We start from the raw sequence: 16353 nt of genomic DNA on the forward strand, positions 1-16353 counted from the left end.
CTAAACTGTAGCAAATCTTTTGTAGGTTACTCCCCTCGGTCGCGCTTCGCTACACCACCAGCCAAGCTTTCAGCTATGGATGGTGTACTGCGAAGAATCTGGATAGAGCGGTAGCGAAACCCAACAACAGCTCATACTCCATCCGTTTCCGATAAGCTCGGTTTTAAGAAGTCTTCACCACAGAGACACAGAGAACACAGAGGTGGAATTGTCGGGTTGGGCAAAACCAGTATTTGAGTCCTCGACTCCGCTCGGACTCAACGCTTCGACTCCGCTCGCTTCGACTCCGCTCAGCGTTGAAATTCGGATTCCGTATCACCCTCCGATCCTCTGTTCCCCGTTCCCTCTCCTTACTTTTTCAGCCAACCCTAACGATCGACTATCAAAAAGAAATCGAGGGTGGAGACCTCTCCACCCCGACTCAACTCACATTGTTCGAGAATCACACAACATTGAACGCCTGCAAACGTGGTAATTCTCGCAACCGAGAAGGTTGGCTTAATAAGTTTCCACGTGCCAACGATGGGCTTTTTTCAACTGCTTCTGATAATCCGCCCAATCGACATCTTGTTTCGAGGCAGCGGCGGACATTCCCTCGTCGATACCGCCTTCCATTCCTTTCAAACCACAAATGTAAGTGTGGGTGTTCGGCTGTTGCACGTACTGCCACACTTCGTCAGCATTTTCTTGAATGCGGTGTTGCAAGTACATCTTGCCACCTTCAGCGTTTTTCTGTTCGCGACTGATGGCGTAGGTAATCCGCAACTGTTCGGGGAACTCAGCTTGCAGCGCTTCGAGTTCTTCTTTGTAGAGAATGTTCGCCGTGTAAGGAATGCCGAAGAACAGCCACGCAAAGCCTTTGAACTTGTAGTCTTCGTGTTGTTCTTTGAACATCCGCCACAGGAAGGCGCGGAAGGGGGCAATTCCGGTTCCCGTCGCCATCATGATGACGTTGGCGTGTTCGTCGTCGGGAAGTAACATCTCTTTCCCCACCGGGCCGGTGATGGCTACGTCATCGCCGGGGTTGAGTTCGCAGAGATGGCGAGAGCAGACGCCGTAAACCGTTTCGCCGGTTTCGGGGTGTTTGTACTCCAGTTCGCGCACGCACAGAGACACCGTTTTGTCGTCGCCGTCGTCGCCGTGACGAGTCGAGGCGATGGAATACAGGCGCAACTTGTGAGGTTTGCCTTTCTCGTCTTCTCCAGGGGGAACGATGCCGATACTCTGTCCTTCGAGATAGCGCAAGTTCCCTTCCGAAATATCGAATTTCAGGTGACGCACGCGACCCGAACCTCCTTCCCGCACCAGTTCGTCGTTACTGACGCACTTGCCGATAAAGGGCTTTTTCGGACGGTAGATATTAACAGGAACGTCTTTTTTCTTAGATTTGGCAGACTTCGCGGGTTTGGCAGACTGGGCTTTGGTCGCTTCCGGTTTGGCTTGAGTCATGGGTTTGCTCGCTTCTGCTTGCTGCTGTCCGTTAGCAGAGGCGGCTTGGTTATTCCAGTCTTCCCCCGTGAGCGGTCGGATGCTGACGATTTTTCCGCCGAGGCGCGTAATGCGCTTCATTTCTTCGTTCATCCGATTGTAAGGAACGGTCATTGTCATGAGACCGCTCCGACGAATCGGAGAGTTTCCAGCATCTGTGCTTTGACCTAAGCCTTCGACTTCGTAAACGAAGAGGCGATTTCCAGCAACGGTGCTGTTGGCACCAGAGGCGTTTGGATTGTACATGAGTGAATCTTGTTATCAGAACCCTAGTTAACGTTGGCTGCTGCCTACCCAGGTCGAACGGTCAGTTTGAAGGAAGTCTCCAAACTGCTTCGATGGGAGACGATCGTGCGATCGCAGCTACAATCCTCTATTCTAAAGGGGTTCGATGGAATAACCAAACCGTCCTCCGCGAATACCATAACGAACCGGTCGATCGGCAACTGTCGCGCAGATATCATTTTGAAGGGATTTTAAGTTTTTTTAAAATATTTTTAAGATAGAATTAAGGTCAGGTGGACGCCCGAGGTATCGGCGGCTACTGAAACCCAGACGAATTCAGGCGATCGCCCGTGGAAGAAACCTGGCTGACACCGAGTCACTTCATTATTTTGGGAATGCTTCTCGGCTTCGCTGTCGCCCATAGCGGACTGGCGGCCTTGCGACCCTGGGGCGAAACGAAAATCGGCGCTCGTCCCTATCGCGTCCTCTTTGCCCTCGTGAGCCTTCCTTTAGCGGTGGCTCTTATCGCTTACTTTATCGCTCACCGCTACGACGGAGCGCAATTGTGGATGATGCAGGGGGTTCCTCTCGTCAAACCTCTCGTCTGGGGGTTGTCTTTCATCTCCTTTATTTTTCTGTATCCAGCCACGTTTAATCTCAGTGAAATTGCGGCGATCGCCAAACCTCAAGTTCACTTGTACGAAACCGGGATTATCCGCATCTGTCGCCACCCTCAAATGGTGGGTCAAGTCATTTGGTGTATCGCCCACACCCTTTGGATCGGTACCAGTTTTACCCTCGTGACGTCTTTAGGGTTGATCGCCCATCACCTCTTCGCCGTTTGGCACGGCGATCGCCGCTTAGCTAACCGCTTCGGCGATGCCTTTGAATCCGTAAAATCTCGGACGTCGATCGTGCCGTTTCTCGCCATCGTTCAGGGACGACAGAGCTTGAATGCGGGCGAATTTTTGCGTCCGGCCTACCTAGGCGTGACGATTTTCGTCCTGGGATTTTGGTGGGCGCATCCGTGGTTACTTCGTGTCACGGGTAACATACCCTGGTAGCATGATCCCATAACGATAAAAGAAGTTAATAGATGCCCATCATGTCGTTGTCCATTAGCGAGCAGCGTTTCAAGAAAGAGGTTTTAGAGTCCAACGTTCCCGTTCTGGTCAACTTTTGGGCGCCTTGGTGCGGGGTATGCCACCTAATCCATCCGATGTTGGTTCAGTTTCACGCAGAATTCGGCGATCGCGTCAAATTGGTCGATATTAACGCAGACGAGAGTTTAAAACTCGCCAGCACCTATCGACTGACGACGCTACCGACATTACTGTTATTTGACGGACATCAGGTCGTGCAACGCATCGAAGGCTTCCACGGACGCGATACCTTACGGAATACCCTATCCGATATCGCTCACCGCTACCGTCGGGACTGCCCGATCGCCGTTCCCTAACTGCGATCCCACCCACTCGCCCTCGATCGTCTTCGCTCTCGGAGAAGTTTCCCCGAGAGGTTTTTTTTCGTTGGGGCGATCGCCACCGTCGCTTCGTCAGTCCGAGATCGGCGTCGCGTTTGACCTCCCTCAAATACGAAAACAAAATTGTAACCCATGCGATCGATAAATTTTAAGCGTAGGTATATGTAACAATAAAAACGTCCTTTCCTATTAATTGTGAAGAAATATAAACTAAAGTAGGCATTCACGTATGGAACCAATATACCAATACGCCTGGGTAATACCAGTGCTACCTCTCGTCGGCGCGACCCTCGTTGGCTTGGGGCTAATTTCCTATAACCAGGTGACGAACCGCCTGCGACAAGCGAACGCAGTTCTCGTCTTGACCTTGTTAGGAGCGGCGACGACCCTGTCGTTTGCCTTGCTGTGGAGTCAAATTCAAGGTCACGCCCCCGTCACCCAAACCATCGACTGGGCGGCGGCCGGAGACTTCCACCTCAGCATGGGATATATCATCGATCCCCTCACCTCCGTCATGTTGGCGATCGTGACCACCGTTGCCTTCCTGGTGATGCTCTACACCGACGGTTACATGGCGCACGATCCCGGTTACGTGAGGTTCTACGCCTACCTGAGCCTGTTTAGCTCCTCCATGCTAGGTTTGGTCATCAGCCCCAACCTCGTCCAGATTTACATCTTCTGGGAACTGGTGGGGATGTGTTCCTACCTGCTCATCGGCTTCTGGTACGATCGCCCCTCGGCCGCCGACGCCTGCCAAAAAGCCTTCATCACCAACCGCGTTGGAGACTTCGGCTTACTCCTGGGCATCTTGGGCTTGTACTGGGCGACCGGAAGCTTCGACTTCATCACCATCGGCGAACGCCTGCAAGACCTCATCGCCAGCGGCGCCATCAGCAGCACCCTGGCCGTCCTCTTCGGCATCCTCGTCTTCCTCGGTCCCGTAGCCAAATCCGCCCAGTTCCCGCTGCACGTCTGGCTGCCCGACGCGATGGAAGGTCCGACGCCCATTTCTGCCCTTATCCACGCTGCGACAATGGTGGCGGCCGGCGTATTCCTGATCGCACGGATGTTCCCCGTCTTCGAGGAAATCCCCGCCGTTCTCGACGTCATCGCCTGGACTGGCGCTTTTACTGCCTTCCTCGGTGCCAGCATCGCCATCACCCAAAACGACATCAAAAAAGGTCTCGCCTATTCCACGATTTCCCAACTGGGATATATGGTCATGGCCATGGGGGTCGGCGCGTACAGTGCCGGACTATTCCACCTGATGACCCACGCTTACTTCAAAGCGATGCTCTTCCTTTGCTCGGGGTCAGTCATTCACGGCATGGAAGGTGTTGTCGGTCACGATCCCGACCTCGCCCAAGACATGAGACTCATGGGCGGACTGCGGAAATATATGCCCGTAACCGCGATCACCTTCCTAATCGGAACCCTGGCCATTTGTGGGATTCCTCCCTTTGCCGGATTCTGGTCGAAAGACGAAATTCTCAGCTCTGCCTTTGCGGCCAACCCCGCACTGTGGGCCGTAGGCTGGCTGACGGCCGGTATCACCGCCTTCTATATGTTTCGGATGTACTTCTCCACCTTTGAAGGGGACTTCCGGGGCAACGACATGGAAATTCGCAAACAACTCTCGGGGGCTGCCGCGTTCGGTCCGGGTGCGATGGACGTGCGCGAACTCGACGCCGAAGCCGAACCCCACGACAGCCACGGTCACGGTCACAGCGACAGTCCCCACGAATCGCCGTGGACGATGACGCTTCCCTTGGCAGTTTTAGCGGTTCCCTCTGCCCTCATCGGATTGTTGGGGATGCCCTTTGCCAACTACTTCGAGGCGTTCGTCCACGCTCCGGGCGAAGCCGTTCCCACCCTGGCGGAAATGGCCGAAGAATTCGAGTTGGGCGAATTTGCGATTATGGCGGGTAACTCCGTCGGCATTGCGTTAATCGGCATTACTCTGGCGTCGCTGATGTACCTACGGGGTAAAATCGACCCGGCGTCGATCGCCGAAAAAATTAAACCCCTGTACCTGTTCTCTTTGAAGAAATGGTACTTCGACGAACTGTACGACAAGGTTTTCGTCCGAGGAAGCCGTCGTTTGGCGCGGCAAGTTATGGAAGTGGACTACCGCATCGTCGACGGTGCTGTTAACCTAACGGGGTTGGTTACGCTGCTGAGCGGCGAAGGGCTGAAGTACTTCGAGACCGGTCGCGCTCAGTTCTACGCCCTGACGATCTTCGGAGCCGTCTTGGGCATCGTCGTCTTTTTCGGCGTGACTTAATCGGTAACGGGTAATCGGTTTGCAAGAATTCCGTTCCAGTCACTCGGAACGGGTACGGGATAACGGATACGATGGCAACCTTCACACCACCGCTTACCCATTACCTTTGACCCATTACCCAACAATGACTTGCCGAGCGTAGATAACGTATGGATTTTCCTTGGCTGACAACAATTATTTTGTTTCCCATCGTCGCCGCTTTGTTCGTGCCGTTCGTGCCGGATAAAGACGGAAAGACGGTGCGTTGGTACGCCCTCGTGGTAGGGCTGATCGACTTTTGCGCGATCGTCTATGCGTTTTACACGCAATACGATCTCGACACTCCCGGCTTGCAACTCGTCGAACGGTATTCTTGGATTCCCCAACTGAACCTGAACTGGTCGGTCGGTGCCGATGGGTTGGCGATGCCCTTGATTATTTTGACGGGATTCATCACCACCCTGGCGATTTTGGCTGCCTGGCCGGTGTCGTTCAAGCCGAAATTATTCTTTTTCCTCATGCTGGCCATGTACGGCGGACAGATTGCGGTCTTCGCCGTTCAGGACATTTTGCTGTTCTTCCTGGCGTGGGAACTGGAACTGATTCCGGTTTATCTGATTTTGGCGATTTGGGGCGGTAAAAAACGCCAGTACGCCGCGACGAAGTTCATTCTCTACACCGCAGGGGGGTCGCTGTTTATTTTGGTGGCGGCTCTGACGATGGCCTTTTACGGCGATACCGTCACGTTCGATATGCAAGAGATCGCCCTGAAAGATTATGGGATGACCTTGCAACTGTGGCTGTATGCGGCGTTCCTCATTGCCTACGGGGTGAAGCTGCCGATTTTCCCCCTTCATACTTGGTTGCCCGACGCCCACGGTGAAGCGACTGCTCCCGCGCACATGTTGCTGGCGGGAATTCTGCTGAAGATGGGGGGATACGCCCTAATTCGGATGAACGCCGGAATGTTGCCGGACGCCCACGCGGTGTTTGCGCCAGCGTTGGTGATTTTGGGCGTGGTGAACATTATTTATGCAGCACTGACGTCGTTCGCTCAACGCAACCTGAAGCGGAAAATTGCCTATTCGTCGATTTCACACATGGGCTTCGTCTTGATCGGGATCGCTTCGTATACGGATCTCGGCATGAGCGGGGCGGTGTTGCAGATGGTGTCCCACGGCTTGATTGGGGCGAGTTTGTTCTTCTTAGTCGGTTGTACTTACGATCGCACCCACACGCTGATGCTCGACGAAATGGGCGGTGTGGGACAGAAGATGAAGAAAGTCTTCGCCATGTGGACGGCTTGCTCTCTGGCGTCGTTGGCGTTGCCCGGTATGAGCGGCTTTATCGCTGAGTTGATGGTGTTCGTCGGCTTCGCAACCAGCGATGCGTATAGCTTGACCTTCCGCATCGTCGTCGTCTTCTTGGCGGCGGTTGGGGTGATCCTGACACCGATTTATTTGCTGTCGATGCTGCGAGAAATTCTTTACGGACCGGAAAACAAGGAACTCGTCGAACACGAGGTTCTCGTGGATGCCGAACCCCGCGAAGTATTCGTCATCGGTTCGCTGCTGGTGCCGATTATCGGAATCGGGCTGTATCCGAAGATTTTGACGCAGATGTACGACGCGACGACGGTGGAGTTGACGGCGAAACTGCGGGATGCGGTGCCGACGTTAGCGCAGAACAGTAAGGTCGCGCAAGCGTTGCCGTTCTCGCTGAAGAAAGCCCCGAGTCTCGATCGCTAGACTTGACAAAAAAACAGTCTTGTGTTAAAAACCCTGGTTCTTGGCAGCCGGGGTTTTTGCGATCGTGTCACAATCGAAAGGCAGCCGTCGGAGAGAACCGTGCCGAAGCGTCCCACAATCGAACTCTCGAACGCCGTTCACGAAATCCTGAACGGACGGGGATATGTGGTTTTTCCGGGCGTCCTCAGCGATCGCCCTCGCGTGTCGGTTTTGGGCAACTACACCCCGAGATTCGTGCAACCTCTCGAAAACCTACGCTGTCAACAACCCGCCGTCAAGCCTGTTGGCTATGACGGGGGCTTGAAAAAGCCCACAAGTTGACCAGCCTAAGTCTTCCGAAGACTACGTTACGTCCGAGAGTTTAAGTTCCTACCGACGAGTACGTTGCCAGCTTGTCGCTCTAGAACTGAAAAGTTAAACAGCTTTAAACGGGTTAAGGCAGTGCTTTTCAGAGAGTACCGAGACGTAACCTTGGCGAGGCAAACGTTACCCCTTTTGGGAGTTGTGTATTATGCACATTTTCGTTCTAGACAAAGACAAAAAACCCCTAGCACCATGCCATCCAGCCAAGGCGCGGCGGCTCCTGAAATCCGGTCGTGCTTCGGTGTTTCGTCCCTATCCATTTACCCTTATCTTGCACGAGATTGAAGCCAAAGATTGTGTCGTTCCGGAAACTCAACTCAAAATCGATCCCGGCTCGCAAACAACTGGGTTGGCTATCCTGTCCGAAAACCGAGTCATTTGGGCGTCCGAACTCAGCCATCGCGGACAGCAAATTAAGAACGACTTAGAGAAACGTCGCGCTTTACGACGCTCCCGACGCCATCGAAAAACTCGTTACCGAAAGCCTCGCTTTCTTAACCGTACTCGTCCGAAGGGTTGGCTTCCACCGTCTCTCAACCATCGGGTCGAAACTACGATGACCTGGGTGAACCGTTTGCGAAAACTTTGTCCGATCGTCTCGATTGCTCAAGAACTCGTGCGGTTCGACACCCAAAAACTCCAAAACCCCGAAGTGAGTGGTATTGAGTACCAGCAGGGCGAATTGTTGGGCTATGAAGTGCGCGAGTTCTTGTTAGAAAAGTGGGATCGAAAGTGCGCCTCTCTTGGTGCGCGTTCCCTAGCGCCGTGCGACGGCGCGGGGTCGCACCGCTACTGCGGTGCTGAGAACCTACCATTAGAGGTCGAACATATTCATCCCAAATCCCAGGGAGGGAGCGACCGAGTTTCTAACCTAACGCTGGCTTGTCATACTTGCAACCAAGCTAAGGGAAACCGAGATATTCGCGAGTTTCTATCGGGCAAACCGACCGTTCTCAACCGTATTTTGAAACAGGCAAAAGCGCCGTTAAAAGATGCGGCAGCAGTCAACGCAACTCGCTGGAAGCTGTACCAACAGTTGAAAGAAACTGGATTGCCCGTTGAAGTGGGAACGGGCGGACAGACTAAGTTTAATCGGACTCGATTGGGTTGGCCGAAAACTCACTGGCTCGATGCTGCTTGCGTCGGGAAATCGACTCCCGATCGATTAGATGTCGCGATCGAGAAACCTTTGCTCGTTGCAGCCAAAGGTCACGGAGTTCGGCAACGATGTCGTTCCGATAAATACGGTTTTCCGAGAACTCACGCCCCGAAAGCCAAATCTTTTCAAGGTTTCCAAACCGGCGATATAGTCAAGGCGACAATTCCTCAAGGAAAATTCGCCGGAAATTACACGGGGCGGATTGCTATTCGGTTTCGCCCTTCCTTTCGACTGAACGCTGGGGTTAAACCTTTCGACGTTCATCCGAAATATCTGACGACTGTTCAGAAATCAGACGGCTATGAATACAGATTCTCGAAATAAGGATGCCCTGTCGGGCAGTTCGTTTGTTGGCGGGAAGGGGACTCCCGTTATATCCGACAGGATTAGCGGGAGTCCCCTTCCCGCATTTTAGATGGAGACGAGGGGCGATCGCTTCGAGAGATTCAGCCCGAAACTCAAATACCTGCTACGCTACGAAAGCAAGTCAGCCCGCGATCCCATCTATCCGCTGTGAACTCACCTCCGACCCGCTCCTCCGTTCGCATTCTCCACCGATTTGCTAACATTTTGACGTTTTTAAGATGACTGTGTCGAAACTCAACGCTCGCACGATCGTCGCCTTTACTCTCCCCGCCATTCCCATATCCGCGTTAGGACTGCCGTTAGTGGTGTATCTCCCTCCCTTTTACGGTGGAGAAATGGGGTTGGGCTTGTCTGTCGTCGGAACGATTTTCGCGATCGCCCGTGTTTGGGATATCTTTACCGACCCAGTGTTGGGAGTCGTCAGCGATAAAATATCCAGTCCCTTCGGGCGACGCCGGTTCTGGATTATCTTTTCGGTTCCCATTTTAGTCGCCAGTGCGTACGCCCTCTTTTTACCAAAAGCCCCCGTCAGCCCGAGTTACCTGCTGGTCTGGATGGTGGTGTTGTACGTCGGATATACCATGCTGAGCATTTCCCATATGTCCTGGGGGGCCGAACTGTCCGACGACTACCACGATCGCTCGAAAATTCAAGGCTGGCGCGAATTCGCCCTGACCTTTGGAACGTTAGCCGTGTTGGCGATTCCCGCCGTCGTCCAACAAACTCACGATGCCAACGACACTTTAAAAGTCGCGTCGATGGGGTGGTTCGTCATCCTCGTCTTACCGGTGGCCGTCGGCTTGTCCGTCAGCACCGTGGGAGAACGTCCCCTGCCGCCGTCGGTTTCCATCGGATGGCGTCGCTCGATCGCCATCGTCGCCAAAAACCGACTGTTGCAACGGGTTCTGCTGGCAGACTTCTTGATGGGACTGGCACCGGGGATAACTGGCTCGATTTACATTTTTTTCATCAGCCACGTGATGGCACTGTCGGAGTGGTCGAGTCTGATTTTGTTACTGTTCTTCGTCGCCAGTTTAGTCGGGGTTCCCCTGTGGATTTGGCTCAGTTGTCGCTTGGGAAAACATCAAACCTTCATCGCCGCTATGGTTTGGATGGCTTTGATGTTGCCGTTGTTGCTGTGGGTCGAGCCGGGAAATCTGACGGCAAACGTCATCGTGAACGCTCTGTACGGTTTGGCAGGGGGAGCGAGTCCGTTTTTACTGCGATCGATTTTAGCCGACGTGACGGATTTCGACACCCTCAAATCGGGGACTCAACGGACGGGGCTGTATTACGCCCTGTTGATGATGACCAACAAGTTCGGATACGCACTCGCCGTGGGGATTATGTATCCCGTTCTCGATCGCATCGGCTTCGTTCCCGAACAAACCAATACGGCGGCGACGTTGGAAGGGCTGAAAATGCTGTTCGTGTTTTCGCCGATGGTGTTGGTTCTGTTGTCGGCCGCCGTGATGTGGCGGTTTCCCCTCGACGCGAACGCTCAACTCGAACTGCGTCGTCAGTTAGCCGAACGAAACCGGAACTCGTAGCGAACGACGACAACTGGCTGATGCGAAATCGCCCCGTGCGAGCGTCTCTTCCTCTCACCATCTGGGACGAATCTGGTACGATGAGATCGTAGCGGCAACGCGCCGTTGAAATTCTATGGGTAGGCGGGGAAACCCCCCGAAAACCCGTGGTAAAAGAACATCGCTAACTCCAGTCAGTTGGTGTTGCCGGAAAGTTGAAAGTCTCGTTACCCGAAGGCGGTGGGGCGCATCGTCTTCGTCCGACAAAACACCTGTGAAGTCCGTTCCGATCGAGGAAGTTTGGCACTCTGCTCGGACATCTCAGTACGAGCTGACAACGCAGGAACGTCCCACTGACTTTCTCGCTCGAGAAAGACCGTCGAAATCGCGACGCAGTGGGGTAAGAATCTCTAGACTCGATCGACGGTTTGGGTCTTGCCAAAGCGTCCGCGTTTACTCTCGAGGTCAGGATCGCATCTGCTATGGCGCGATCCCGAATCGTAGCCGCTCGCGAGGGCGCTTTTCAAGCGAAACTCGGGTTGTTGTCTGTCCCCGCGCGAACTACTCCCTGACAGTCGCGCGTTTTTGACAAACGTCCATGCACGAACCATCGGCAAAGCTGCACTGCCCCAATCCGACCTGTCAGGCTGTTAATTCAGAAGGCGAAGCGTTTTGCCATACCTGTCGAACGGCCTTGCCCAAACGCTACTTATGGGCGATCGCGCTGTCTCCGTCTCGAGGAGATACGGTGTCCTCAGACGAAGACGCGACGGATTCCCAGTTCGGACAGTACTGGGGCGATCGCTACTGGGTTAAAGGCGATCGCATCGTTCTCGACACGCATCCGGGGAATTTTCCCGACCTTCCCGATCGCGTTCCCAAAACCCTCGAACCCTATTTGAAACTGTTTCCCTATCGCTGGCATCTGCCTCAAGTGTACGGACAAGCGGGGCCGCCGTCGCAACTGAGGGGACGTAACGTCTGGTTGCTCGAAAACGCCCCAATTTGGCAGCCAGACGGCAAAATTTGGATGCTGCGACCGAGTCTCGACGAGGCATGGGACGACGCGTCGCCGCTGCGACAAATCAACTGGCTCTGGCAGCTAGCGCAGTTGTGGGAACCCTTTTCGCGAGAAGGGGTTGCCGCCAGTTTGCTCGATCTCGATCGCCTGCGGGTCGAAGGAGGGTTGCTGCGTTTGTCGGATTTGGCCTTGGGGCGATCGCAACCGGTTCTCGTGCAGCTCGGTCGCTTGTGGAAACGCTGGGTCGATCGCACGGCCTCGCCCTATCGGGAATTTCTCGACCGGCTGTGTCAAAAGTTGGAAACCCGAGAGATCGCGACTTCCGAACAGCTCGTGGCTGCCCTCGATCGCGCCCTCGACCTCACCAGCCAAAACTACAGATACCATACCGAAATCGCCACCCTCAGCGATCGCGGTCCGAGTCGCGTTCGCAACGAAGATGCTTGTTATCCCGTCAGCGGTCAGATGCCCACCGCCTCTCGCGTCCAGGGAACGGAGGCTCTGACGCGCCAGTTGGCGATCGTTTGCGACGGCGTCGGCGGCCACGAAGGGGGGGATATCGCCGCCAATCTGGCCGTTCACACCATCGAACAACATTTACGCCACCTAGCGACGCCGAAACATCGCCCTTCTTCCCGTGACGATCGCAACAGTCAGGTCTCGGCGGGCGTTCCTCCAACCCCGGAAAGCGGCAAGGCGCAATCTCGAGCGATCCGAGACGGAACGGGACGCCATCGCTGGCGCAACGGTCTGTTTTCTGCCATCGAACACGCGATTTTCGAGGCCAACAGTGCGATCGCCGATCGCAACAACCTCGAACAACGTCAGGGACGGCAACGAATGGGAACGACTCTGGTGATGTCTGTAACCTGCGATCGCGACCTCTTTATCACCCATATCGGCGACAGTCGCGCCTATCTCATCACTCGTTACGGTTGCTATGCCATTACGCTCGACGACGACGTGGCCACGCGAGAGGTGCGCCTCGGGTACGCCTTCTATCGAGAAGCACTCCAGCAAACGTCGGCCGGTTCGCTAGTCCAAGCGTTGGGAATGGGATCGTCGATCGACCTCCATCCGACGATTACGCGCTTCGTTCTCGAAGACGATTGTATTTGTTTGTTGTGTTCTGACGGCCTGAGCGATTACGATCGCATCGAACAAATTTGGCAGCAGGAGATCCAACCCCTCATCGAAAACGGTAATCTCCGACAAGGGGTAAAGCGGTTGGTGGCGATCGCCAATACCTCGAACGGCCACGATAACGTGACGGTGGCACTGACGCGAGTGCGCGTCCGACCGAAAGCCCACGCCACCCTTGAAATTGCCGATCTCTCAGCCTGTTTGGACGACCTGCCACAAGAGGTCGATAGCAGCGACGAAACGATGCAACTGTCGCGATTCGACGATACGGCCTCGACGGAATTCGTGTCTCCGCTGGTGTCCTCGTCCTGGGGAAATCGCCTGCGGACGGGGATCGCGATCGCGTTACTTTTAGGGATTGCTAGCTCGATCGTCTATCGCGTCGGACAGCTCGATCTCACGGGATTCGGTCGCGACGAATCGAATCCTTCGCCGATTTTAAACCTCACGCCAGAACCGACTCTGTTTCCCGAACCGGGCGAACGGCCGGTTCCCGAGGCGGGAACGCTCGTCCGTCTCAACGGCGATTTGGTCTTGCGATCGCAGCCGAATTCCGAAATCTCTTCGTCGCCTGCAACCCTCCCAACGGGTCGCGTGGTGGAAGTGACGCAAAGCAGACGCCAAAATTCGGCACAAACTTGGTTGGAACTGCGATCGTGTCGCGACATCGACTCTTCGGCCGATGGCGATCCGTCACCGGACGATTTCGTCAGCGGTTGGATCGAGTGGTCGCAACTCAAAGCGGCGGAATTCGAGATCCTCGAGGAGACGACACAGATCGAGTGCCAACCCCTCGCTACACCCGAGACGACCGAGACGAGAGAGTAATTCGTCTTCAAACAAACCGATAGTCTTGCTATTTCGTAAGCCAAAATAGAGCAGTGTCGCGACTGACATCGGAGCGATCGGGTAAAGAACTCACCCAGCGATCGCCATGTTCCCCAACCGGCACGGACAACCGTATCGCAAGTTTCGCACCGAACTTTTACGCTCGCTTTTGACCTCGAAGCTTACTCTCGACCGATTCAATCTTATGAACGCCAAAGACCTTCTCGGTTTAATCCATCCGGCGATCGCGATCGCCTTTGTCTTTCCCCTCGTGGGTATCGTCGTCAACATGGCTTGGCAAACTCGCCAACGTCGGTTGCATCCGAGTCAAAATAAAAAAATTCCGCCCGTCGTGGGACGCGAACATCTCAAATACGGCCGTTGGCTGACGGGGGCAGTCGTGGGAATTACCTTACTCGCGTTAGCCTATTCAATTTTTATCAAAACGCCGTTTTTCGAGAATCCTCCGTTTCAAATCGGCTTCGTTATCGCCATGTTCGTACTGACGATCGCCGCGTTGGTGTTGCTGTATCGAACTCGCCCCAACCAACCCCTGTGGCGTGCCGTGTTTGCCACCCTCACCAGTACGGGACTCGTGGTTCTCGGCTCTCAAGAGGGCGTGTTTCGGCGGACGAACGAATGGTACGTTTCGCATTACTATTTCGGCATCGTCGTCTCGATCTTAATGGTCGTTTCGCTGACGATCGTTCCGGAAATTTACAAACATAAAAGATGGCGCGTCACCCACATAATTCTCAATACCTTGGCTGTGTTGTTGTTTGTGGGACAAGCAATGACGGGGGCGCGAGATTTACTTGAAATTCCCCTCAGTTGGCAAGCGCCTTATTTATATCAGTGCGACTGGCAAAATCAGGTGTGTCCCGAACCGCAATCCTCTCGTCCCAGTGAAACCGAGGCTACTGCGACTTTTTCGCCTCGCACGGGTTCGACGCCAACGCTGAGATCGACGCCCGTTCTCTGAGACGGGAGAAAAGCGTGGTATTTTGAAAGTCAAAGCCTCTACAAGCGTTTTCGAGACGGCGCGGGAGGCTTTCGGACGCCTTCAACTTCATGCCGATGCACAAGTGGAATCTGATCGACTCTGAGTTTGTCATCAACCATCGTTGGTGTCGCGTTCGTCGCGATCGCGTGAAGTTACCCAGCGGCGAAGTCATCGACGATTTTTTCGTAAACGTTCGTCCCGATATCGCTTTAGTTTTACCGATTACCCCCGAGGGAAACGTGGTGTTCGTTCGCCAATACCGCCACGGAGTCGGTGAGGTGTTGTTGGAATTACCCGCCGGAGCTTTCGATCCCGAGGAGGAAGAAGCTGAAGCAGCGGCGAAACGGGAGTTCGAGGAAGAAACGGGATATCAACTCGATCGCCTCAATAAAATTGCCACGCTTTACGACAATCCCGTTAAAGATACGAACCGCATTCATTTGTTTTTAGCTGAAGAAGTGGAGCTGTCGGGAACGCAAGATCTCGATCGCACTGAAGAGATCGAAGTGGTATTAGTGCCGATTTCTGAGGTTTCTGATAAAATTCGCTCTGGAGAAATTTGCGTGGCGGGAACGCTCGCCGCGTTATTTTTAGTGTTATCGTCACGGTTTACTCATCCGTTCGTCCGTCGCGATGCTGAGGAAATTATTTTTCCAGACAATTGAACCACCAAACGGGTGAGGTTAAAATGAGTTTTGCGATTTGGCGATGGGTGCATCCCAATCTTGCAAGACTCAGTCTGAGAATTGATGGTTCAGGTAGGCACATCGGTGCTTTAGCACTTGTTGCACGTTGTCTTCGTGCCACTGAGCCCCTGAAATCTTAACCCGTCGCCCAATTTGCTTGACCGTTGACTCAATCTCACCCGAGCCAATTGAAATACCCTCAGCTTGGTAGTAGCTGTAGTTGACAATCCGGTGTCGATGCTTGGTCAGATAGGCGATAAACCGGTCGACCCGCTCATGGGGCCAATCATCGAACAGCTTGACGGCACCCTCGAGATCCCCCTGCCAGAGACAAGCTTCGACCGCATCGAGCCGCCGCTGCGACCCGCCCACCTTGCCCAGATTCTCTATCAGGTGGTACCAGTCTAGAATCTCAAGCCGCTGTATCTGCGGGTCGAGTTGGGCAAATAAATTCCAAATCCCGTCATGCCCGTCGCCCAAGCACACTAATGGAGAGGCCAACGGCTGCTGGTTGACCCACTCAACTAGGGTTTGCTGAAAAAGTTATCAAAAGCTGGGGGTGGAAAATGAACAAGAAGCCGTCTTGCTCAAGGTATAAATCTGAATTGACTTAACTCGTCCACTTTATAAGTTACAATAATATTTCTCGACAAAATTATGAAGTTTGGGAAAAATTGACACAAAAAAAGACAGTAAAACTGCCGGCTCAGCTTCACCAGGTTCATCACTAAAAAGGTCAGAGCGATGGAGGTTTCCGAAGTATTAGGCAGTTTAGCCATAACACGACTTAAGCTGAATCTTCTTTTGGCTTGTCCAAATTTCCCCTCGATTGCATTACGAATGCGCTCATCTTCCTGGGCTTGTTTTTGGCTTCTCGGCTGAGGTTTTTAGGAGGTCTTCCTAAAGGCGGTCCGCTGAGACGAATTCCTCTTTCTTTACACCAAGCTCGATTAGCTCGGGTTCGATAAATTCGATCGGCGTGAACCGATGAGGGGTAAACTCCCGTATAGTCTTTGTAAGCTTCGACGGGTCTTCGGAGTTTGTGGTT

The 16353-nt window shown here is 53.9% G+C and carries 11 protein-coding genes and 2 pseudogenes; 10 read left to right on the forward strand and 3 right to left on the reverse strand.

The window, feature by feature from the left end; all coding sequences use genetic code 11:
* Positions 1-498: 498 nt before the first annotated feature.
* Complete coding sequence (cpcD/petH, locus tag GEI7105_RS0115535) at positions 499-1734, reverse strand: bifunctional rod-capping linker CpcD/ferredoxin--NADP reductase PetH (protein WP_017661358.1); 1236 nt, start codon at positions 1732-1734, stop codon at positions 499-501.
* A gap of 374 nt (positions 1735-2108) precedes the next feature.
* Here cpcD/petH and GEI7105_RS0115545 point away from each other — a divergent pair, with 374 nt between their 5' ends.
* From GEI7105_RS0115545 to GEI7105_RS0115600, 10 genes are all read left to right on the forward strand, one after another.
* On the forward strand, positions 2109-2777 hold the full coding sequence (locus GEI7105_RS0115545; RefSeq protein ID WP_051044201.1) for an NnrU family protein: 669 nt from the start codon (positions 2109-2111) through the stop codon (positions 2775-2777).
* Between the two features lie 41 nt (positions 2778-2818).
* The gene (locus GEI7105_RS0115550; RefSeq protein ID WP_035493172.1) at positions 2819-3172 is read left to right on the forward strand and encodes a thioredoxin family protein; all 354 of its coding nucleotides are present in this window, start codon (positions 2819-2821) and stop codon (positions 3170-3172) included.
* Between the two features lie 253 nt (positions 3173-3425).
* Positions 3426-5480 (forward strand): NAD(P)H-quinone oxidoreductase subunit 5, encoded by a 2055-nt coding sequence (locus GEI7105_RS0115560; protein ID WP_026097698.1) that lies wholly within the window; start codon positions 3426-3428, stop codon positions 5478-5480.
* Between the two features lie 149 nt (positions 5481-5629).
* Positions 5630-7207 carry a photosynthetic/respiratory NAD(P)H-quinone oxidoreductase subunit D1 gene (gene ndhD1, locus GEI7105_RS0115565; protein WP_017661364.1) on the forward strand — a complete coding sequence of 526 codons (1578 nt, stop codon included), beginning with the start codon at positions 5630-5632 and terminating at the stop codon, positions 7205-7207.
* A gap of 99 nt (positions 7208-7306) precedes the next feature.
* Positions 7307-7528: a hypothetical protein gene (locus tag GEI7105_RS0115570; RefSeq protein WP_017661365.1), complete on the forward strand. Its 222-nt coding sequence runs from the start codon at positions 7307-7309 to the stop codon at positions 7526-7528.
* 190 nt (positions 7529-7718) lie between these two features.
* On the forward strand, positions 7719-9053 hold the full coding sequence (gene iscB, locus GEI7105_RS0115575) for an RNA-guided endonuclease IscB (RefSeq protein WP_017661366.1): 1335 nt from the start codon (positions 7719-7721) through the stop codon (positions 9051-9053).
* Between the two features lie 260 nt (positions 9054-9313).
* A complete protein-coding gene (locus tag GEI7105_RS0115580) occupies positions 9314-10645 on the forward strand; it encodes an MFS transporter (RefSeq protein WP_017661367.1) in 1332 nt (443 codons plus the stop codon).
* Between the two features lie 577 nt (positions 10646-11222).
* Positions 11223-13616, forward strand: coding sequence for a protein phosphatase 2C domain-containing protein (locus GEI7105_RS30825; RefSeq protein WP_017661369.1), 2394 nt, complete (start codon positions 11223-11225; stop codon positions 13614-13616).
* 205 nt (positions 13617-13821) lie between these two features.
* Positions 13822-14598: a DUF4079 domain-containing protein gene (locus tag GEI7105_RS30830; RefSeq protein WP_051044202.1), complete on the forward strand. Its 777-nt coding sequence runs from the start codon at positions 13822-13824 to the stop codon at positions 14596-14598.
* Between the two features lie 95 nt (positions 14599-14693).
* Complete coding sequence (locus GEI7105_RS0115600) at positions 14694-15284, forward strand: NUDIX hydrolase (protein ID WP_202804438.1); 591 nt, start codon at positions 14694-14696, stop codon at positions 15282-15284.
* A gap of 69 nt (positions 15285-15353) precedes the next feature.
* Here GEI7105_RS0115600 and GEI7105_RS30835 read toward each other — a convergent pair.
* Positions 15354-15839, reverse strand: a pseudogene (locus GEI7105_RS30835) (ISKra4 family transposase); the annotation flags it as partial.
* Between the two features lie 53 nt (positions 15840-15892).
* Positions 15893-16353 (reverse strand): annotated as a pseudogene (locus tag GEI7105_RS35010) (transposase); the annotation flags it as partial.

The organism is Baaleninema simplex PCC 7105 (assembly GCF_000332355.1).
In the GTDB taxonomy this organism is placed as follows: Bacteria; Cyanobacteriota; Cyanobacteriia; order Cyanobacteriales; family Geitlerinemataceae; genus Baaleninema; species Baaleninema simplex.